The following is a 19,967-nucleotide window of genomic DNA, read 5'->3' on the forward strand; positions in this document are numbered from 1 at the left end:
CACGTGACGGGGGTTGCGGTATGGCGGGGCATCGGCCCACGGACTGGCATGTGCTGGATCTGGACAAGGACCCGGTGCCGGGTGACCCGCAACAGGTGCGCCAACTGGCCAAGAAACTGCACGACTTCGCTGACGACGTCTCCGACGCGCTGCGCATCGTCAAGGGGATGGCGGGGGAGTCGACGCTCGCGGAGTGGGCGGGCAAGTCGGCGGACGTGTTCAAGGAGGACTTCGCCGATGTCCCCAAGAACCTGAAGAAGCTCAAGAAGTCCTACGAGATGTGCGGCGACGCGCTGGCGGACTACTGGCCGAAACTGGAGCGCGCCCAGGCACTGGCGGACCGCGCGCTGGCCCGGGGCCGGGAGGCGCAGGCGGATCTGTCGGCAGCCAAGTCCCGTCTGGTGAAGGCGGATTCGTGGGTGGGGCGGGCCACGAAGGAGGCCGACAAGTACAAGGACGACCCCACGGGCAGCAAGTCCACCGACAAGCCCGACGAGGCGAAGGTCCGCGCCGCCACCCGTGACGTCCAGCACGCCGAGACCGCCCGGTCCAACGCCCGCGGCGACGTCTCCGACGCCCAGGACGCCCTGGACGCGGCGAAGAAGATGGCCGAGGACGCCCGCAAGATGCGCCAGGAGGCCGCCCGCACGGCGAAGTCGAAGATCGACGAGGCGTCGGACGCGGGCATCCAGAACCGGTCGTGGTGGGAGGAGGTCGGCGACTGGTTCGTCGACAACTGGGACACCATCGTCGCGGTCTGCAAGGTCGTCGTCGCCGTGGTCGGTGTGATCGCGATGATCATCGGCGGGCCGATCCTGGGTGCGATCGTGCTGATCGCGGCCCTCGTGGTCCTCGCGGACACGCTCTACAAATACTCCCAGGGGCGGGCGTCCCTATGGGACGTCGCCTTCGCCGCGCTCGGCTGCATACCCGCGTTCAAGGGCCTGACCACCCTCGGCGGCCTGGCCAGGGGCCTCAAGGGCGGCATGGCGGCCGTGAAGGGAATCCGCGGCGGGCTGAAGGGCATGGGGCTGGCGCTGCGCGGGCTGGGGAAGAACGCGCGTACGGCGGTGACCGACGGGGCCAAGGGCGCGTACAACCGGGCCAAGAACCTGGTGAAGTCCAAGGGGAGTGACCCCGTGGACATGGCTTCCGGCGCGATGTACCTGGCGCAGACCGACGTGGAGCTTCCGGGGCTGCTGTCGCTGGTCTTCACTCGCCGTGTCGCCTCGGACTACCGCTGTGGCTGGTGGTTCGGTCCCACGTGGGCCTCCACCATCGACCAGCGTCTCGAAGTCGACGAGCAGGGCGTCGTATTCGTCACCGAGGACGGACTGCTCCTCACCTACCCCCACCCCTTGGCCCCGGGCATTCCCGCCCTGCCGGAGTCGGGTCCTCGGCGGCCGCTGACCCGCCTGGAGGACGGCGGGTACCGGATCGACGACCCGCTCAGCGGCCTCAGTCACCATTTCGGCCGCCCCAACGCCGACGGCATCGCCCTGCTGCACCGTATCGCCGACGGCAACGAGCACACGATCACGTTCGACTACGACGCCTACGGAACTCCTCTGGGGATCCGTCACTCCGGTGGCTACCACCTCAAGCTCGACACGGAGGACGGGCGTGTCACCTGCCTGAGCCTGGCAGGAGCGGCCGAGGACGGCACCGACACAGTCGTCAGGCGGTACGACTACGACGACGGCAAGCTCGTCGGCGTCACCAATTCGTCAGGCCTGCCGCTCCGGTTCACCTACGACGAACGCCTGCGCGTCGCGTCCTGGGAGGACACGAACAACAGGCGGTACCTGTACTCGTACGACGACCGGGACCGCTGCGTCGCCGAGGGCGGCGAGGCCGGGCACATCGCGATCACCATCGATTACGACGGTACTGACCCCGCCTGGCCCGGCTGTCGCGTCACCATGCTCACCACGGCCGACGGCGCTGTATCCCGCTTTGTCGTCGACGACCGGTGCCTGGTTGTCGCCGAGACCGATGCGCTGGGCGCCACGGTCTCCACCGTCTACGACGACCGCCAGAACGTCGTCGAGACAACGGACCAGCTCGGACACCGCACGACCTTCGCGTACAACGAGGTGGGGCAGCCGGTCGAGGTGACTCGCCCCGACGGTTCCATGGTGCTTGCCGGTTACGACGACCGGCATCGCCTCACCGCCGTCGTGCTGCCGGACGGTTCCTCGTGGCGATACACCAACGACGTGCACGGCAACGTCACGGCGGTCACCGACCCCACCGGCGCGACCACCGACTTCGTGCGCGCGGCCGATGGCAGCATCGTCGGGGTCAGGGACGCCGCCGGCCGTACGAGTGCCTACACGAACAACGCCGCGGGCCTGCCGCTCACCGTCACCGACGGCATCGGCAACACGACGTACTACAGGTACAACGCCTTCGGCCAGATCATCGCGGTCACCGACGCCCTCGGCCACGAGACCCGCTTCGAGCGCACCGTCGAGGGTCTCCCCACCAGGCGTATCGAACCGGACGGGTCGTACGAGACATGGGAGTACGACGGGGAGGGCAACTGCGTCCGCCACGTGGACGCGGCCGGGCAGGAAAGCCGCTTCGAGTACACCCACTTCGACCGGCTCAGTGCCCGCATCGGGCCGGGGGGCGAGCGCTTCACGTTCACCCATGACGCCGGCCTGCGTCTCACGGCGGTGACCAATCCGCAGGGTCTGACCTGGAACTACACGTACGACGCGGTCGGTCAACTGCTGGCCGAGTCCGACTTCGACGGCCGGACCACGCACTACGCCTACGACGCCGCCGGTCGGCTCACCGCTCGGACGAACGCGCTCGGACAGACGATCCGCTACCAGCGGGACGCGCTCGGGCAGATCATCGCCAAGGACGCCGACGGCGTCACCACCGCGTACAGCTACACGCCGAACGGCTTCCTGGACAGAGCGGTCGGCCCGGACAGCACTCTGCACGTGGAACTCGACGGTGCGGGGCGGCGGATCAAGGAGACTGTCGACGGCCGCACCATGGCCTTCGCCTACGACGCCGCCGGCAACCGGACGCTGCGCGTCACCCCGTCGGGTGCCCGCAGCACCTGGGAGTACGACGCCGCGGGACGTGCCCTTCGGCTGACCACGGCGGGCCACACCATCGACTTCGCGCACGACGCGGCCGACCGCGAGACCGCTCGCCGAATAGACGGCGCACTCACGCTCGCGCGTGGTTACGACGCTCTCGACCGCCTGATCGGGCAGTCGGTCACGGCCGCCGGTGACACGCGGTTCATCGAGCGTTCCTACTCCTACCGGCCGGACGGTCACCTCATAGGTCTTGAGGACGCTCGTACCGGGACCCGACGCTTCGATCTCGATGCCCATGGTCGTGTCACGGCCGTCAACGCCGTCGGCTGGAACGAGCGCTACGCCTACGACACCGCGGGCAACCAGACCGAAGCCGAATGGCCCGCGAGCCATCCCGGCCGTGAGGCCGTCGGAACCCGTGACTACGCGGGCACACGGCTGACACGGGCCGGGAGCATCCACTACGAGCACGACTCCCAGGGCCGTGTGGTCGTACGACGCAAGACGCGACTGTCCCGCAAGCCCGATGTATGGCACTACGAATGGGACGCCGAGGACCGGCTCACCACCGTCACCACGCCGGACGGCAGCCGCTGGCGCTACACCTACGACCCCCTGGGCCGGAGGACCGCGAAGCTCCGGCTGGCCGCCGACGGGGAGACCGTCCTGGAACGCACCCTCTTCACCTGGGACGGCAACACGCTCTGCGAGCAGACCACCGAGCACGGGGACACGGGCGGAAACACGACGCTCACCTGGGACCACGACGGACTCGCCCCGCTGAGCCAGGCCGAGCGCATCTGGGCCGCGGAGGCGCCGCAGGAGACCATCGACGAACGGTTCTTCGCCATCGTCACCGACCTCGTCGGAACCCCGACCGAACTGGTCACGGCGGACGGGGAGATCGCCTGGTACACGCGATCCACCCTCTGGGGGAACACGGTCTGGAACCGCGGTGCCACCGCTTACACGCCGCTTCGCTTCCCCGGGCAGTACCACGACCCGGAGACCGGGCTTCACTACAACCATCACCGCCACTACGACCCGGAGACGGCCAGGTACACCAGCCCCGACCCGCTCGGCCTGCTCCCGGCGCCGAACCCTGTCACGTACGTCCACAACCCGCACACGTGGTCGGACCCCCTGGGACTCGCCCCCCTGTGCCAGCAGCACGGCGGTGCCCACGGCAGTCCGGACGGCCCCGGCCTGCTTCCCGGGCCCGCACCCCAGAAGGCGGTGGACATGCTGAACAAGGTGAATGCGCGGCCCGGAGGTATCGGAAAGGTCGACGGCTACCATGGCAACGCCAACTGGGGTAACAACAAGGGCCAGCTGCCCGGAGGAAAGTACAAGGAATGGGACGTCAACGCCAAGGTCGACCTGCCTAACTGCAGTGCCCCCGGCTGCGGCAAGGAAATCCGAGGCACCGAGCGGTTGTTGACCCCCAAGGACGGCCCCGGTCCCGCGTATTACACGCCGGACCACTATGGAACCTTCTACTACGTCGGTGAATTCACAGGGTGATCCAGGAATGACCGGTTTCGACATCACGGGGACCTCGGAGCCCTGGGCTGTCTTCGTGCCCAGCGGAGACGCCGAAATTCGCGTGCAGCTGTCACAGCTGGAGGCAAAGGGCGGCCAGGTCCACCGCCTGTCCTCTCACGAGCTCATGACCGAGCAGGGTGTGTACGCGGCGTTCGCACGGGCGCTTCAGTTCCCCGGTTATTTCGGGCGGAACTGGGATGCGATGGTGGACTGCCTGGACGATCTGTGCGGCGCCGTGACCGGCGGCGGCGTGGGAATCGCCGTCGTCATCGAGGATGCCGACCGACTGCTGGACACGGAGCATTTTCCCCTTTTCGTATCGGTCCTCTGCCAGGGGGCGGACCGTGCGAACTCGGCGGTCGACCTGGATGGATTTCCACTGGACAGACCTGCCATCGCCGAGCACTTCGTTCTTGAGTTCCGTGACTTCGACGCGGAACGAATCGTACGCAGGGTGAGTCAGCAGGACCTTACGGTCACCTCGGGCGCAGGTTTCGTCGGTGCCGCGCTCAACCCCGAGGAATGGCACTGAGGCAGCGGGAGCGGGATTGATCATTCTGCCGAGGCTGCTCGGCGACTTGCTCGCCCAGGTCGACGAACGTCGGGGAGCCGAGCTGGGGCTCGACTTCGCGGATCACGCCGTGGATTTCAGAGCCGAGCCGATGACCAACCCCACGCGCGTCGTGTCCGAGGAGTACATGGCCGCCGCCCGCCAGGCGCTCCGGCTCGGCCGGGCGGACGACCGGTTGCTCCGTGCCCACGAGGCCTTCGTCCAAGAGGGCTGGCGGAGCCCTGGTGACTCGGAGGCCGTGAACCTCCTGGACTCCGCCGTACGGCTGGCCTGCCAGGACATGCTGATCGAGGCAGGGGTCTAGGGCAGGCCAGGGCGCGTCCCCTTGACCCCGCAGGACATCGCGAAGTCGGCCCAGTCCGTCGTGGGCCGCCGGTACTCCGAGCGGGCCGCTGAGGGCGAGGACGTCCAGGAAGTGAACCGCCGCGCCCGCTGGGAGGAGGCCCGCTGGCAGGTGCAGCGCGTGATCGCCACGGAACCCGTGCCGGGCGGCGGAACCGGGCGATGACCTCGGAGAGAGGGCTCGCGTACGACGTCTTCGGGCCGTTGTGGGGGGTCGTGGAGCTGGCGGCGGTGGCCGCGTCCGGGTCCCTGAGGGATGCGTCGCTGGTGGATTTCGTGGCCGACCGTCGGGGCGAGGTGGACGGCATCCTCGAATCGGTGCGGGCTGTCGGGGACTTCTCCGGCGACGCCATGTCCGTCTTCGAGCGGCAGGGCGGGTGGAACGAGGGCCGCGAAGTGACGGCCGAGTATCCGCTGATGTACTCGGGCTGCGTTGAGAACTATCCGCCGAACGCTGATGATCCCGCCGTGCTGCGGCGCGTGGTGCGCATGGGCGGCGATCTGCAATTGACGGCCTTGACGGACGCGTTGGTGGGCACCGCCACGGTGCGGGGGCCGGGCTTGGCCGAGGCACCCCCATTGATCGTCGGTGCCGTGGGCGGGGCGGGCGTGCTGCTCGGTCGGGACGGCGAACAGTCGGTCCGGGATGCCTTCCGGATGTGGCGGGTCGCCCATCTGCCGAGCGTCCTGTGGCCGGACTCCCCGACGCCGGCGCAGGCCAAGAAGAAGCTCCGGGCCTACGCCCACGCCCTGGAGGCCCTGGTGCTCGATGGCTGACGGCACGCGTGGGTGGGACCGGGAGACCGGCGAGGGCGGTCGCACGACGGGAACCACATCATCACCTTCTTCCCGGTGGGCAGAAGCGCGCAGTAGCACGGAGGTGAGCGATTCCATGGAGTTCACGTTCTCCGTGGCTGACGACCAGCAGCCGCCGCCCAGCGGATTCGACCTGGGGCACATGGATGTGCGTGGCAGCGAAGGCGAGGCGAGTTCACGGGACCGGACGCCGGATCAGGCGATGATGATCTATCTGTCATTGACGCTGCTGCTGGACGGTCTGCGGCAATTCCTGACGGGCCGAGATCGGACGTATGAGTCCGCCGCCGTCGACTCGTCCTTCTCGCTCCACTTCGCCCGGCGCGGCGATGGTCTCGTCGAAACGAGCCACGCCGGTGAAGTCGTGGACCGATCGACGGAGAAGGAACTGGCCGGATCCGTCTTCCGGGCGGCCGAACAATTCGGGCGGACCCATCTGCCCGGGCTTCCTCCCGATGACGCCGGCCGAGAGGACCTTGAGGCTTCGCCGGCTCAGTTCGCGAGCACCTTGGCACGGTTGGGATGAACGAGAGGACAGCGTGGGTGGGACTGGCCCTGCCCCGGCTGCTGCACGCCCCCTTGGCCAAGGCCGGTGAACGACGTGCCATCGTGCTGGGGCCCGACTGCGCGGAGCACACGTCGGGGGGTTCATGGTCGAGACCGCTGGGAGGGGCCCCTTGGGGAGTGGTGCGCGATGACTGACGACCGGGCATGGGACTGGGAGACCGGCGAGGGCCTGCTGGCCATCGACGATCCCGCCGAGGTCGACGCGGCGTTCGAGCGCGGTGAGCGGGCGTTGGGCGCGGCGGTGATCGGGTTGGCGCTCCAGTGCTCTCCCGAGGTGGCCTCGCCGCGGATCGTGCGGGCGCTGGATGTGCTGGACCGCTCACGACGGGACTTCCCGTTCACGGCCGCGGCGCATGTGGCCCGCCTCAACGGCCGCCTGACACCTGAGCTTTACGCCGCCCTGCGCACGGAGGGCATGGGTGGCTTCGCCGACCACGCGATCCGGGACACGCTGGCGTACGTGCCGTTCCGGGACCTTCCGCCGTGGTTCAAGTGGCAGTGGGTCCGGACGACGGTGGCGGACCGGCTGGACGTGTGGCGGATAACGGCCGCGGACCTGCTGCGACGCCGCTCGTGAAGGGCGGCGGAGGGATCGCGGGGATGGCTCACCGGCACGAGCGGCGCTGGTCCGCGGAGACGGAGCGTGTGCTGCGGGCAGCCGGTTGGCACCCGGGACGGACGGTCCTCACAGCGACCTGGGAGGCCACGCTCCGCGAGCGCGGCGGCTTCCGAATCAGCGAGGCGGCCCGCCGCTTCCTCGCCGAGTTCGGTGGGCTGGCGAGCACGGAGCGGGGGCCGGGGAAGACGATGGCTCGGATGGGGTTCACCCTCGACCCGACAGTCGCCGAGTGGGACGACGAGATTTTCGACGCGCTCAGCGAGGCGGCAGGGGTGGAGCTGTACCCGATCGGGGAGGCCGACCGCCGCAATCTGTATCTGGGAATGGACCCGAACGGTGCCGTCCATGTCGGCATGGACAGTGCCGTGCGGCTGGCGGACACGGGCGATGCGGCGCTGGAGAAGTTGGTCGAGGGAGTCCGGTAGGAGCTGGGTGACGAGCTCTACTTCGTCTTCGAGTTCGAGGAGTTCGACGCGGAGAGGATCGCTCGGAGCGTGGAGCAGCCCGACCTGACGGTCACGAAGGGCGACGGGTATGTGGCCGTCGCCCTCGACCCCGAGGTGTGGCACCAGTGCTAGTGGTTGAGGCGTCGAAGCCTTCAAGGGTGAGTGGAGAGCGACCCTGATCAGCGGCGGGGGGATTGTGTGGGGAATGTGAGGAGTGTGGCGGGAGTCCGCCAATACGCCGGTCAAGTCGGGCTTTTCGGGCCGCCGGTGGTTGCCTGAGCCGGGCTCCCCGCCCCTCTCCCGCTCCATCCTTCGACTGGCCTGCAGACACTTCATAAGATCTCTGTAGTCTCAGTACTTCCACCCCACCCCCGACGAAGCCGACGGCCCACACACCTCAGGACATCTCCCATGGCGCGACGCTCAAGCTCGACGGGAAGCCCGGCCACCCCGCGGAACCGGACCCCGCAGCCCGTGCGGCTGCCCCGGCGTACGTTCGGGGACTTCGTCAAGGCGTTCCTCGCGTTCGTCGCCCTGGTCGTGCTGGTCGTCGGAGTGCCGGGCGCGCTGGCCATGTACCTCGGCTGGCCCGTGCCCAGCACCTGGGATCCCCAGGAGTGGCTGACCAGCGAGCTGAGCGTCGGGACCTTCCTGGGCATCCTCACCTTCTTCGTCTGGCTGGCCTGGGCCCAGTTCACCGCCTGCGTGATCGTCGAGATGAAGGCCGCGCTGTCCGGCGTGGGCGTGCCGGGGCGCGTGCCCGGAGCCGGGCCCAGCCAGTTGCTCGCCCGGCAGCTCGTCGCCGCGCTGCTGCTGGTCGGCGCCACCGCGGCCAGCCTCACGCCGGGGCTGTCCCAGTTCGGGCAGAACCTGGAGGGCAACCAGCGCGGCACCGTCGCCGCCGCCGAGCAGACCCCGGGCGCCGGGCTGTTCGCGCAGCAGCAGGAGCAGGCCGCCGCCTCCGCGAGCGCGCTCGCCGAGCAGGCCGCGCACGCCGAGGCCGCCGCGCCGAGCACCGCCAAGGACGGGGACACGAAGTACTACCGGATCCAGCCCCCAGAGGGCCGCCACCACGACTCCCTGTGGGAGATAGCGGAACGGCACCTCGGCGACGGCCGCCGGTACAAGGAGATCTACGAGCTCAACAAGGACCGCGTGCAGCCCGACGGCTCGCGTCTGTCCGAGGCCAGCCTCATCCGGCCGGGCTGGATCATGGAGATGCCCGGCGACGCCCGCGGCGGCGAACTCGTCGAGATGCCCGACGAGGCCCCGGGCGTCTCCCCCGAACTCCAGCAGCAGATCCACGACTACGCCAAGACCGGCGACGGCGCGCAGGAGCAGGGCGGCCAGCAGGGCGGTCAGGAACAGGGCGGCGGCAACGCCCACATCTCCGTCCCCGAGCAGCGCCCCGCCCCTGACCACCGGACCCCCAGCGCAAGCGCACCGCAGGCCACCGACTCCGAGTCCTCCTTCGGCCTCCCCGAAGCCCTCCTCACCGCCCCCCTCCTCGCCGCCGGTCTCCTCGGCGCCCTCGGCCGCCGGCGTCGGCAGGCCCTGTGGCAGTCGGCGCTCGGTTCCGTCGGCGGGCGGCGCGGTATGGAGCCGCCGACCCCGACCGGCGACGCCGCCGACGTCCACGACGCCCTCCTGGTCGGCGCGGACCCCGACGGCGTACGCCTGCTGGACCGTTCCCTGCGCGGGCTCGCCGCCTCCCTCGCCGAGGAGTCCCGGCCGCTGCCCACCGTGTACGCGGCCTGGCTCACCAACGGCGACCTGCACCTCCAGCTCGCCCAGCCCGCGGGCAAGCCGCCCGCGCCCTGGCAGCTCGGCCAGGACCAGACGTTCTGGATGCTGGCCCGCGCCGACGCCGAGAGCTACGAGGACACCGACACCGCCGCCCCGTACCCCGGCCTGGTCAGCCTCGGCACCATGGACGACTCCCGGCTGCTGCTGAACCTGGAGTCCGTGCCCGGCATCGTCTCCCTGTCCGGCCGCGAGGCCGACCGGGCGGCCGTGTTCGCCTCGGTCGCCGCCGAACTCGCCACCAACGGCTGGTCGGACCGGATGACCATCACCCTCGTCGGCTTCGGCCAGGACCTCACCCCGCTCGCCCCGAACCGGCTGCGCCACCTCGACGGCATCGACGACCTGATCGAGACCATGGAGGCCGAGACCCGGCAGCGGCGCGGCGCGCTCGGGGCCGCCGGTCACGACTCGGTGCTGACCGGCCGTACCGGACCCGCCCAGCACACCCGTTGGGCCCCGCACCTCGTCCTGCTCGCCGCCGAACCCTCCGCCGAGGACGCCACCAGGCTCGCCGAACTCGCCGCCGACGCCAGCCGTCTCGGCATCGGCTACCTCGTCGGCACCGAGACCGGCGATCTGCCCGGCGCCGCCTGGGAGATGGAGATCACCGGCGAGGGCAAGCTGCTCGCCCCGCTGCTCGGGCTCGAACTTGAGGCCCAGCTCCTGCCGGTCCAGCAACAGCAGGCCGTCGTCGAGCTGTTCGTGCAGGCCGACCCCGACCAGGACCCGGACGGGCCGACCACGACCCCGCCGTTCCTCGTCGACGTCAGCGAGCAGGGGCGGCCCGCGGTCTACGCCCGGCTCGTCGGCCCGTACGAGATCATCGGCCTCGACACCCCGGACGGCGAGCGCAGCGCCTTGCTGCACGAGGCGCTCGCGCTGCTCCTGCTGCACCGCGAGGGCGTGCACCCGCGAGTGCTGTCCTCCGCGCTGTGGCCGCGCGGGGTCACCGCGGACGTGCGCGACGCGCTGCTGGAGCGGCTGCGCGCCTGGCTCGGCACCGACCCGGACGGCAGCCCGCGACTGCGCACCGACTCGACCGGGCGGCTCACGCTCGCCAAGTCCGTCGTCTCCGATCTCGACGTGCTGCGCTCGCTGTACCACGAGGCCACCCAGGGCCGGGGCGTCAACAGCCGTGCCGTGCGCGGGCGTCTGCTCACCGACGCGCTGGTCCTGGTGCGCGGTCCGCTGCTCGCCGACCGGCCCGAGGGCCGCTACCGCTGGCTCACCCACGAGATCGTCGACGCCCAACTCCCGCTGCTGGTCGCCGACATCGGGCTCGCGCTGTCCGCGTTCCACCTGGAGAAGGACCGCGCGGAGAAGGCCATCGAGGCGCTGAACGCGGCCCTGAACTCCGCGCCCGCCGACGAGCGGCTCTGGCACGAACTGCTGCGCGCCACCCACTCCACCGGCGACACCGCCCGCCTCCAGGCCCTGGCCGCCGATCTCGTCCACCGCAGCGGCGCGCGCGGTCTGCCGCCGCGCACCGAGGCGCTCCTCGACGAACTGCTGCCGGCCTGGCGCGACGGCGCGGTCGCCGCGGGATGACCGATCTGCTCCCCGTTCTCGTCGTTCTCGCCGCCGCACTGTGGGGTGCGGCGGTGGGCGCGTACCTGCCCCGGGCCGCCTACCGCTTCTCCGCCCCCGCCGGTGAGCCCTGGCGCACCGCCTGCCCGCAGGGGCATCCGGTACGCGGCTGGCTCGGCCGCGCGCACTGCCCGGCCTGCGACACCGGCTCCTACGGCCCAGGCGTCGTCCCCCTCTCCCTCGCCACCGCCCTGGTCTGCGCCGCCCTCGCCGCGGCCACCGGCACCCGCCCCGAACTGGGCGTCTGGCTGCTCCTCGCCCCCGTCGGCGTGCTGCTCGCGTACGTCGACTTCCGCGTCCACCGCCTCCCGGACCCGCTGACCCTGCCGCTCGCGGCCGCCGCCCTCGCCCTGCTCGGCGTGGTCGCGCTGGTCCCGGAGCACGCGGGGGAGTGGCGGACCGCGCTGTACGGCGCGCTCGCCCTCGGCGGCGGCTACTTCGTGCTCTTCCTGATCAACCCCTCCGGCATGGGCTTCGGCGACGTCAAACTCGCCCTCGGCCTGGGCGCGGCCCTCGGCTGGTACGGCTGGTCCACGCTGATGCTCGGCACCTTCGCGGGCTTCCTGCTGGGGGCGCTGTACGGGGGCGCGCTGGTCGTCGTACGCAAGGCGGGCCGCAAGACGGCGATCCCGTTCGGGCCGTTCCTGATCTCCGGGGCGTTCCTGGGGCTGCTGATCGGGGCGTACACGGCCTGACGTCGGTCCGTACACATGCCTGGCGTAGGCTGGATCAGTCCGCCCACCCGTCTCCCACCACCATCCTTATAGAGAGCGCTACGCGCGCACCCCTCGATTCCTTGACGAAAGGGACGCCGCCGGTGACCGAGAAGGCCGACCTCCAGTCCGTCCTCGACCGTGCCGCCGCGGGCGGGCGCATCACGCCGGAGGAGGCGCTCGACCTCTACCGCGACGCCCCGCTGCACGCGCTGGGCGCCGCCGCCGACGCCGTACGCCGCCGCCGCTACGCGGGCATCGAGCACATCGCGACGTACATCATCGAGCGGAACATCAACTACACGAACGTCTGCGTGACGGCGTGCAAGTTCTGCGCCTTCTACGCCCCGCCGAAGGACACGGCCAAGGGCTGGACCCGGGACCTGGACGACATCCTGCGCCGCTGCGCGGAGACCGTCGAACTCGGCGGCACCCAGATCATGTTCCAGGGCGGACACCACCCGGACTACGGCGTGGAGTACTACGAGAAGCACTTCGCGGCCATCAAGAAGGAGTTCCCGCAGCTCGTCATCCACAGCCTGGGGGCGAGCGAGGTCGAGCACATGGCGCGGATCTCCAAGGTCAGCGTCGAGGAGGCCATCCAGCGCATCCACGCCGCTGGCCTCGACTCCTTCGCGGGAGCGGGCGCCGAACTGCTGCCGGAGCGGCCCCGCAAGGCCATCGCGCCGCTGAAGGAGTCCGGCGAGCGCTGGCTGGAGATCATGGAGACCGCCCACAACCTGGGTGTGGAGTCCACCTCCACCATGCTGATGGGCACCGGCGAGACCAACGCCGAGCGGATCGAGCACCTGCGGATGATCCGGGAGGTGCAGGACCGCACGGGCGGCTTCCGGGCCTTCATCCCGTACCTGTACCAGCCCATGAACAACCACCTGAAGGGCCGCACGCAGGCCACGATCTTCGAGTACCTGCGGATGATCGCGATCTCCCGGCTCTTCATGGACAACATCGCCCACATCCAGGGCTCCTGGCTGACCACCGGCCAGGACGCGGGCCAGCTGACGCTGCACTACGGCGCCGACGACCTCGGCTCGGTCATGCTGGAGGAGAACGTCGTCTCGGCGGCCGGTGCCAAGCACCGCTCCAACCTCCAGGAAATGATCGACATGATCCGTTCCGCGGGGCGGGTCCCGGCGCAGCGCTCGACGACGTACGAGCACCTCGTGGTGCACGACGACCCGGCGAACGACCCCGTCGACACCCGCGTGATGTCCCACATCTCCTCGACGGCGATCGAGGGCGGCACGGCCCACCCCGAGCTGAAGATCCTCGCCACCAATTAGATGCTCACGCTGCACACGGCGCCCCTGGTGCTGACCATCGGCGCGGAGCCCGTGCCCGACGGGGCGGTTCTGGTGGACGGCGACCGCGTCACCGCCCTCGGGCCGTACGAGGAGCTGGCCGCCGCCCACCCCGGTGCCCGTACGCGCCGCTGGCCCGGCGTGCTCACCCCCGGGCTGCGGCAGCCGAACGGGCGGTGGCTGCTGACCCGCTGCTACCACCCCGACCCGCGCGAGGCCGACGAGCTGGGCACCGAGCCCATCAGCGGCCCCGCGCTCGACGAACTCGCCCCGGACGCCGCCCGGATGGCGGGCAGCGTGCGCCGCGGCCTGCAACGGATGCTCGCCCACGGCACCACCCACGTCGCTGGCCCCTTCCCGGACGCGGTACGGCAGTCCGTCGTACGGTCCGGGCTGCGCGAGGTGCCCGCGGAACCGTCGACGGCGGACCGGGCGCATCTGGACCCCTTCGCCGAGGGCCACGACCTTCCCGGCACCGTCCACGGCCCGCTCACCGTGGGCGCCCCGGCCGACCTCGCCGTCTTCGACGTGCCCGACGCCGACGGGCTCACCGCCAAGGGCGCGGGCACGTGCGTGGCCACCGTGCTGGGCGGGCGGCTGGTGTACCGGCGCCGGTAGGCCCTGCGGTGCCGGGCTGGGCGTACTGCAAGAATGGGCGCGTGACCCGCGCTTCCCTGAACAAGCAGCCGCACGAAGTCGCCTCGATGTTCGACGACGTCGCGGAACGGTACGACCTGACCAATGACGTGCTGTCGCTCGGCCAGGACCGGGTGTGGCGCAAGGAGGTCGCCAAGGCGGTCGACGCCCGCCCCGCGCAGAAGGTCCTCGACCTCGCCGCGGGCACCGCCACCTCCTCCCTGCCCTTCGCGCGCACCGGCGCCTATGTCGTCCCCTGCGACTTCTCGCTCGGCATGCTCCAGGTCGGCAAGCGCAAGCACCCCTGGCTGCCGCTGACGGCCGGGGACGCCACGAAACTGCCGTTCCGCGACGACACCTTCGACGCCGTCACCATCTCCTTCGGCCTGCGCAACGTGCAGGACTTCGACGCGGCCCTGCGCGAGATGCACCGGGTGACCAAGCCCGGCGGCCGGGTGGTCATCTGCGAGTTCTCGCACCCGACCTGGGCGCCCTTCCGGACCGTCTACACCGAGTACCTGATGCGGGCCCTGCCGCCGGTGGCCCGCGCGGTGTCCTCCAACCCGGAGGCGTACGTCTACCTCGCCGAGTCCATCCGCGCCTGGCCCGACCAGCCCGCGCTGGCCGAGCACCTGAAGAAGGCCGGCTGGTCGAAGGTGGCCTGGCGCAACCTGACCGGCGGTGTGGTCGCCCTGCACCGGGGCTTCAAGGAGAGCTGAGGCCCGGTCTCGGGGTTCAGCGGGTGCCGAACCCCACGAAGGCCGCGTACGCATGCCCTCCGGGCTCGTCGAGTTCCCGTTGCAGCCCCCCACGCGGGGGCCGCGTCGGACGTGGCTCGCGTACCCCTCCGCCGCCCTCGCCCTCCCCGAAGTCGAACCAGACGGTGACCACGGCCCCGCGCGGGACCTCGACGCCGGGCGGGGGGTACTGCCGTACGACGTAGTCGACGACGGCGAGATGGAAGTCCGGGCGGTCGGGAGAGGCCAGCAGTACGCCCTGTGCCTCGGCCGACTGGCGCGCGTCCACCGCCATCAGCCCCACGAGCCGTGGCACACGCACGTGTGAATTCTTGGGCGGTTTGTACACAGACGTCACCCCCAGCGGTACCGGCAGAGTAACCCCCACCGGGTACCGCTCGGAAGCGTCAAGTGTCTTTCTGTGACAGTCCGTTACTGTCCGTAGTGCAAGTGGTTCACGCTGCTCCGCTTGTCAGGTCCAGCCGGTAGCAGTGCCCCTCCCGCTCGGTTGTCGGGGTCGTGAAGACCTCCGCGAGCCGCATGCCCAGGCGCTGGGTCACCGCGATCGAGCGGCTGTTGCGCGCGTCCACCATGGCCACGACCTCCGGCACCCCCGCCGCCCGCACCCGCTCCAGCGTCATGCGCGCCGCCGCCGTCACGTACCCCTTGCCCCAGTGCGCCCGCGCCAGCCGCCAGCCGATCTCTATCTCGCCCGTGGGACCCCAGTCCCGCTCCCACGGCTGGGCGCCGGTGAAGCCGATGACCTCGCCGGACTCGTCGAGCACGGACCACAGGCAGAACCCGCGCTCGGCGTCGTGGCGCCGCTGGCGGGCGGTGAGCTCCTCGTAGACGGACAGCTCCGCGGCCTTGCCGCCGTGGAACTCCATGACATCCGGGTCGTCGAAGATTCGGTGCCAGACCACCGCGTCCTCGTCGGTGGGTACGCGCAGCCGTACTGCGGGGAGAGCTCGGTTCACGGGGCAGCCCTTCAGCCGGTGATCACTACTGCCTCATAGACTGCCCATGTCCTGTGCCGGTCGGCACGCAGATTTCGAACTCTGGGGAGATCCCGCCGTGACCGAGCCCCTCCTCTCCGACAACACCGCCGATGTGATCGTCGTGGGCGCGGGGCCAGCCGGCTCCACCACCGCGTACCACCTGGCCAAGGCCGGGCTCGACGTGCTTCTGCTGGAGAAGACCGAGTTCCCGCGGGAGAAGGTGTGCGGTGACGGCCTCACCCCCCGCGCGGTCAAGCAGCTCGTCGCGATGGGCATCGACATCTCCGAGGAGGCCGGCTGGCTGCGCAACAAGGGCCTGAGGATCATCGGCGGCGGTGTCCGGCTCCAGCTCGACTGGCCCGACCTCGCCTCTTTCCCCGACTACGGCCTGGTCCGCAAGCGCGACGACTTCGACGAGCAACTCGCCCGCCAGGCCCAGAAGGCGGGCGCCCGCCTCCACGAGCGCTGCAACGTCGGCGCCCCGATCGTCGACGAGCGCACCGGCCGTATCACCGGCGTCCACGCCAAGCTCGGCGAGGACAAGCGCGAGGTCACCTTCCACGCGCCGCTCGTGGTCGCCGCCGACGGCAACTCCTCGCGGCTGTCCCTGGCGATGGGCCTGCACCGCCGGGAGGATCGCCCGATGGGCGTCGCCGTGCGCACCTACTTCGAGTCCCCGCGCCACGACGACGACTACCTGGAGTCCTGGCTGGAGCTGTGGGACCGGCGCGGCCCGGGCGAGGACCGGCTGCTGCCCGGCTACGGCTGGATCTTCGGTATGGGCGACGGCACCTCCAACGTGGGCCTCGGCGTGCTCAACACCTCCGACTCCTTCAAGGAGCTGGACTGGCGCGAGGTGCTCAAGGCGTGGTGCGCCTCGATGCCGGAGGAGTGGGGCTACACCCCCGAGCACATGACCGGCCCGATCCGCGGCGCCGCCCTCCCCATGGCCTTCAACCGCCAGCCCCACTACACCAAGGGCCTGCTGCTGGTCGGTGACGCCGGCGGCCTGGTGAACCCCTTCAACGGCGAGGGCATCGCCTACGCCATGGAGTCCGGCCAGATCGCCGCCGACGTCATCGTCCAGGCGCACGCGCGGCCGACGCCCGCGAGCCGCGAACTGGCCCTGCAGCGCTACCCGCGCGTGCTCAAGGACACCTACGGCGGCTACTACACGCTGGGCCGCGCCTTCGTGAAGCTCATCGGCAACCCGAAGGTCATGAAGATCGCGACCCAGCGCGGCCTCACCCACCCGCTGCTGATGAAGTTCACCCTCAAGCTCCTGGCGAACCTCACCGATCCGACCGGCGGCGATGCCATGGACCGGATCATCAACGGGCTGAGCAAGGTGGCCCCGAAAGCCTGATCATGCGGGGCCACCTGCAACTCGGTCTTACCAAGGTGGCCCCGAAGGCCTGAAACGGCCCGAGCAGGAACCGGCTTGTCTCCGGACTCCTGCTCAGGCGCTCAGCGCCCGGATGTTGGCGGCCCGGCGGGCGAGCACGTCCTCCCGCCGGTCGTCGACCTGCCGCAGCGCGTCCCTTCTGTCCCGCTTGGAGAGCCGGTCCAGGTACACCTGCCCGGTGGTGTGATCGGTCTCGTGCGCCAGACAGCGGGCGAAGTACCCGGTGCCCTCGATGACGAGCGGGGCGCCGTCCTTGTCCACGCCCCGCACCACGGCGCGGTCAGGGCGCGGTACGGGCATGACGGCGCCCGGGACCGACAGACACCCCTCACCCTCGTCCAGCAGCCGCCTGTGGGGCGCCTCAAGCCGTTCCAGCACCGGATTCACGATGTGCCCGACGTGCCGGGCACCGTCGTCGTCCGGACAGTCATAGACGAACAGCCGCAAATCGACCCCGACCTGATTGGCCGCGAGCCCGCAGCCGTCGGCGATGTACATCGTGAGGAACATGTCGTCGATGAGCGCGGCGAGGTCGGGCCCGAACTCGGTGACGTCACGGCAGGGCTTGTGCAGCACCTCCTCGCCGACCTCGGTGATGCGCCGCACCGAGCCGCGCCGGGCCTCGGGCGCGAGCGGCGGGTACGAGTCGACGGGCCTGCCGTGCAGGAAGACACTGGGCATCGCGAACTCCCTTTCTGGGTGCACTGGATGTGTCGCCTGTCATGACAACAGATCACACCCGGCGCGTTCAGGAGAACGCCGGACGGGGCCGCTGCCCCCGAGCGGCTGCGGCCCCGTCCGTACGGTTTGTGCCCGTTATGGGCCGTGCGTCAGAGTACGCGCACGGCGCCCGTGGCGGGATAGCCGGAAAGGTCCTGAATGACCACGCCCTTGGACGGGTTGGCGGCGTCCAGGTACTGGCCGTTCCCGACGTACACCCCCACGTGGTACGCCGAGCCCTTGGCACCCCAGTAGAGGATGTCGCCGACCTGGAGGTTGGACAGCGAGACCTCGGTGCCGGCCATCGACTGGTCCTGGGAGACGCGCGGGAGGTCCACGCCGACCTGCTTGAAGGCGGCCTGCACCAGGGAGGAGCAGTCCCACGCGTTGGGGCCGGTGGCGCCCATGACGTAGGCGTCGCCCAGCTGGGCCTTGAGGAAGGCGATGACCGTGCCGACGCTGCCGCTCGCGGGGGCGGTCGTGGTGGTCGAGGCGGTCGTGCTGGTGGTGGAGAGGGTGGCCCGCTCCGCGGTCCGGGTGGCGCGCTCGGCGGCCTCCTTGCGGGCCTCCTCGGCGGCCTTCTTCTTGGCCTCCGCCTTCTTCTTGGCCTCGGCGAGATCCGCCTTGGCCTCCTTGGCCGCGGCCGCGGCGGCGGCGTCGCGCTCGGCCTGGAGCTCGTAGCCGGCCGCGGCCTGCTGCGTGGCGTCCGCCGACTCCGCGATCTGAGCGGCCAGGTCGGCCGTCAGGGTGGGCAGTTCGATGGTCTGAGTCACCGGCTCGGCCGCGTTCGCCGTAGCCGACGCACCCGCCGCTGCCATGCTGAGGACGCCACCGGCAACTCCAGCGCGCATCGCGAGGGTCGTGGACCCGGTGCGGCGGGGCTTCCGGTGGCTGCGTATGTGAGCGGTGTGGGACATGAGAACAACCGGTATCAGGGGCTCCTCCATACCTTCAAGAAACGTGTCCTGCGCCACAGTTGTTCAATCGGCCCCTCGAATCCCTCGCGTCTCGGCCTTTATTGACGCCATAACGGACATTGCGGACGCGGGCCAACCCGCCCGTGATCACGGGCTTTCATCGGTTCGCCCGAATTGCCCCGCGCCTACCACTGGTTGGGTCAGGTGGCCAAGCCCGCTTCTCATCGGCCTCTCATGGATGTGGCGGAGGTCACGCAACGGTTACGGGAACGGCCGCGTCCCGCGCGGGTGAACCGATGCGTCCCATTCGTGCGGACGGTCGTGTGGACGGCTGTACGGAGAGGCCCGTGCCGCTCGTGAACGCGTGCACGCGTCCACATCGCGTCCCCGGTCTCCCCCTGATGTGTGAACGCGGCTCACTAGCAGGGCCCCGCGTCCATCTCCAATTTGCATGCAGAGGAAGTCTCTTGATATTGAGACGACCCCTCCGAGCTGCGGTGACGAGCGGAAATGTCACCTGTGGTGATCACTTGGATGCCTCGCGTACGAAGATCACCACTCATCCGACTTCATGATCCTTCGTCAGGTGGTGGAGATCACAAAGCTTGTGCAATACCCCGTGTCGCAGATCACAGAGCGGCGGGCATAAGATGCGAGGCAGTTGGGCTTGTGACCTGCTTCACATGTTCTCGATCTTGGTCGGGACGAGCTGGATCCGAAGGACGGGTGGGACGCAGGTGGCGAGTCCGACGCAACCGCCAGCAGTCAGTGCCGACTGAGAGGAGCGAGGAGCGGTGAACGCGTATGCGCCCATCCTCGTACTGGGAGCCCTCGGGGCAGGCTTTGCGATCTTCTCCGTGGTCATGGCCACGCTGATCGGTCCGAAGCGGTACAACCGGGCCAAGCTCGAAGCCTATGAATGCGGAATCGAGCCGACCCCCACGCCGGCCGGCGGCGGGCGCTTCCCCATCAAGTACTACCTGACGGCGATGCTCTTCATCATCTTCGATATCGAGATCGTCTTCCTCTACCCCTGGGCCGTCACCTTCGACGCCCTGGGGATTTTCGGGCTCGTGGAGATGCTGCTCTTCGTGCTCACCGTCTTCGTCGCGTACGCGTACGTATGGCGGCGCGGCGGCCTGGAATGGGACTGAG

General features: G+C 70.1%; 19 protein-coding genes. 15 read left to right on the forward strand and 4 right to left on the reverse strand.

Translation table 11 applies throughout. The features are described 5' to 3' along the window. Nucleotides 1–20 precede the first annotated feature (20 nt). The 13 genes from ACZ7L7_RS08925 to ACZ7L7_RS08985 all read left to right on the forward strand — a co-directional run bounded on the left by ACZ7L7_RS08925 (nucleotide 21) and on the right by ACZ7L7_RS08985 (nucleotide 14,754). Nucleotides 21–4,589 carry an RHS repeat-associated core domain-containing protein gene (locus ACZ7L7_RS08925; protein WP_472075397.1) on the forward strand — a complete coding sequence of 1,523 codons (4,569 nt, stop codon included), beginning with the start codon at nucleotides 21–23 and terminating at the stop codon, nucleotides 4,587–4,589. A gap of 7 nt (nucleotides 4,590–4,596) precedes the next feature. Then, nucleotides 4,597–5,142, forward strand: a complete 546-nt coding sequence (locus ACZ7L7_RS08930; RefSeq protein ID WP_285516834.1) for a barstar family protein — start codon at nucleotides 4,597–4,599, stop codon at nucleotides 5,140–5,142. Nucleotides 5,143–5,158: 16 nt separating this feature from the next. After that, entirely contained in the window at nucleotides 5,159–5,485 is a 327-nt protein-coding gene (locus ACZ7L7_RS08935; RefSeq protein ID WP_453598972.1) for a hypothetical protein, read from the forward strand. A 21-nt stretch (nucleotides 5,486–5,506) separates the two neighbouring features. After that, on the forward strand, nucleotides 5,507–5,689 hold the full coding sequence (locus ACZ7L7_RS08940; RefSeq protein WP_453598975.1) for a hypothetical protein: 183 nt from the start codon (nucleotides 5,507–5,509) through the stop codon (nucleotides 5,687–5,689). Then, a complete protein-coding gene (locus tag ACZ7L7_RS08945) occupies nucleotides 5,686–6,300 on the forward strand; it encodes a hypothetical protein (RefSeq protein ID WP_285516832.1) in 615 nt (204 codons plus the stop codon). The genes ACZ7L7_RS08940 and ACZ7L7_RS08945 overlap by 4 nt, the downstream gene beginning before the upstream one ends. A gap of 115 nt (nucleotides 6,301–6,415) precedes the next feature. Continuing rightward, on the forward strand, nucleotides 6,416–6,865 hold the full coding sequence (locus tag ACZ7L7_RS08950) for a hypothetical protein (RefSeq protein ID WP_285516831.1): 450 nt from the start codon (nucleotides 6,416–6,418) through the stop codon (nucleotides 6,863–6,865). Between the two features lie 168 nt (nucleotides 6,866–7,033). Next, nucleotides 7,034–7,483, forward strand: coding sequence for a hypothetical protein (locus ACZ7L7_RS08955; protein ID WP_285516830.1), 450 nt, complete (start codon nucleotides 7,034–7,036; stop codon nucleotides 7,481–7,483). Nucleotides 7,484–7,506: 23 nt separating this feature from the next. Then, entirely contained in the window at nucleotides 7,507–7,950 is a 444-nt protein-coding gene (locus tag ACZ7L7_RS08960) for an SUKH-3 domain-containing protein (RefSeq protein WP_285516829.1), read from the forward strand. 432 nt (nucleotides 7,951–8,382) lie between these two features. Beyond that, nucleotides 8,383–11,325: a BTAD domain-containing putative transcriptional regulator gene (locus tag ACZ7L7_RS08965; RefSeq protein ID WP_472075401.1), complete on the forward strand. Its 2,943-nt coding sequence runs from the start codon at nucleotides 8,383–8,385 to the stop codon at nucleotides 11,323–11,325. After that, complete coding sequence (locus ACZ7L7_RS08970) at nucleotides 11,322–12,059, forward strand: prepilin peptidase (protein WP_285510704.1); 738 nt, start codon at nucleotides 11,322–11,324, stop codon at nucleotides 12,057–12,059. Before ACZ7L7_RS08965 ends, ACZ7L7_RS08970 begins: the two co-directional genes overlap by 4 nt. Before the next feature lie 122 nt (nucleotides 12,060–12,181). Continuing rightward, entirely contained in the window at nucleotides 12,182–13,381 is a 1,200-nt protein-coding gene (mqnC, locus tag ACZ7L7_RS08975; RefSeq protein WP_472075403.1) for a cyclic dehypoxanthinyl futalosine synthase, read from the forward strand. Beyond that, nucleotides 13,382–14,017, forward strand: coding sequence for an imidazolonepropionase-like domain-containing protein (locus ACZ7L7_RS08980; RefSeq protein WP_472075405.1), 636 nt, complete (start codon nucleotides 13,382–13,384; stop codon nucleotides 14,015–14,017). Nucleotides 14,018–14,058: 41 nt separating this feature from the next. Next, nucleotides 14,059–14,754, forward strand: coding sequence for a demethylmenaquinone methyltransferase (locus ACZ7L7_RS08985; RefSeq protein ID WP_453598987.1), 696 nt, complete (start codon nucleotides 14,059–14,061; stop codon nucleotides 14,752–14,754). Nucleotides 14,755–14,770: 16 nt separating this feature from the next. Here ACZ7L7_RS08985 and ACZ7L7_RS08990 read toward each other — a convergent pair whose 3' ends face one another. Then, nucleotides 14,771–15,094 (reverse strand): PASTA domain-containing protein, encoded by a 324-nt coding sequence (locus ACZ7L7_RS08990; RefSeq protein ID WP_285510700.1) that lies wholly within the window; start codon nucleotides 15,092–15,094, stop codon nucleotides 14,771–14,773. Between the two features lie 133 nt (nucleotides 15,095–15,227). After that, nucleotides 15,228–15,749 carry a GNAT family N-acetyltransferase gene (locus ACZ7L7_RS08995; protein WP_471428487.1) on the reverse strand — a complete coding sequence of 174 codons (522 nt, stop codon included), beginning with the start codon at nucleotides 15,747–15,749 and terminating at the stop codon, nucleotides 15,228–15,230. 46 nt (nucleotides 15,750–15,795) lie between these two features. On the opposite strand from ACZ7L7_RS08995, the gene ACZ7L7_RS09000 reads away from it, so the two are divergent. Next, nucleotides 15,796–17,136: a geranylgeranyl reductase family protein gene (locus ACZ7L7_RS09000; protein ID WP_471428489.1), complete on the forward strand. Its 1,341-nt coding sequence runs from the start codon at nucleotides 15,796–15,798 to the stop codon at nucleotides 17,134–17,136. Nucleotides 17,137–17,229: 93 nt separating this feature from the next. Here ACZ7L7_RS09000 and def read toward each other — a convergent pair whose 3' ends face one another. Together def and ACZ7L7_RS09010 are read right to left on the reverse strand one after the other, a co-directional pair. Beyond that, a complete protein-coding gene (gene def / locus ACZ7L7_RS09005; protein WP_285510697.1) occupies nucleotides 17,230–17,856 on the reverse strand; it encodes a peptide deformylase in 627 nt (208 codons plus the stop codon). Between the two features lie 149 nt (nucleotides 17,857–18,005). Further along, nucleotides 18,006–18,842, reverse strand: coding sequence for a C40 family peptidase (locus ACZ7L7_RS09010; RefSeq protein ID WP_285510696.1), 837 nt, complete (start codon nucleotides 18,840–18,842; stop codon nucleotides 18,006–18,008). A gap of 764 nt (nucleotides 18,843–19,606) precedes the next feature. Between ACZ7L7_RS09010 and ACZ7L7_RS09015 the strand changes: the two genes are divergently transcribed. Then, the gene (locus ACZ7L7_RS09015; protein WP_003974383.1) at nucleotides 19,607–19,966 is read left to right on the forward strand and encodes an NADH-quinone oxidoreductase subunit A; all 360 of its coding nucleotides are present in this window, start codon (nucleotides 19,607–19,609) and stop codon (nucleotides 19,964–19,966) included. Nucleotide 19,967: the final 1 nt, after the last annotated feature.

This window comes from Streptomyces sp. NPDC110618 (assembly GCF_055657065.1).

Excerpts from the sequence above, each read along its gene's own strand:
- ACZ7L7_RS08925 (WP_472075397.1), top strand. The coding sequence starts at position 21 with ATGGCGGGGCATCGGCCCACGGACTGGCATGTGCTGGATCTGGACAAG.
- ACZ7L7_RS08930 (WP_285516834.1), top strand. The coding sequence starts at position 4,597 with ATGACCGGTTTCGACATCACGGGGACCTCGGAGCCCTGGGCTGTCTTC.
- ACZ7L7_RS08945 (WP_285516832.1), top strand. The coding sequence starts at position 5,686 with ATGACCTCGGAGAGAGGGCTCGCGTACGACGTCTTCGGGCCGTTGTGG.
- ACZ7L7_RS08950 (WP_285516831.1), top strand. The coding sequence starts at position 6,416 with ATGGAGTTCACGTTCTCCGTGGCTGACGACCAGCAGCCGCCGCCCAGC.
- ACZ7L7_RS08955 (WP_285516830.1), top strand. The coding sequence starts at position 7,034 with ATGACTGACGACCGGGCATGGGACTGGGAGACCGGCGAGGGCCTGCTG.
- ACZ7L7_RS08960 (WP_285516829.1), top strand. The coding sequence starts at position 7,507 with ATGGCTCACCGGCACGAGCGGCGCTGGTCCGCGGAGACGGAGCGTGTG.
- ACZ7L7_RS08965 (WP_472075401.1), top strand. The coding sequence starts at position 8,383 with ATGGCGCGACGCTCAAGCTCGACGGGAAGCCCGGCCACCCCGCGGAAC.
- ACZ7L7_RS08970 (WP_285510704.1), top strand. The coding sequence starts at position 11,322 with ATGACCGATCTGCTCCCCGTTCTCGTCGTTCTCGCCGCCGCACTGTGG.
- ACZ7L7_RS08980 (WP_472075405.1), top strand. The coding sequence starts at position 13,382 with ATGCTCACGCTGCACACGGCGCCCCTGGTGCTGACCATCGGCGCGGAG.
- ACZ7L7_RS09000 (WP_471428489.1), top strand. The coding sequence starts at position 15,796 with ATGTCCTGTGCCGGTCGGCACGCAGATTTCGAACTCTGGGGAGATCCC.
- def (WP_285510697.1), bottom strand. The coding sequence starts at position 17,856 with ATGCCCAGTGTCTTCCTGCACGGCAGGCCCGTCGACTCGTACCCGCCG.
- ACZ7L7_RS09010 (WP_285510696.1), bottom strand. The coding sequence starts at position 18,842 with ATGGAGGAGCCCCTGATACCGGTTGTTCTCATGTCCCACACCGCTCAC.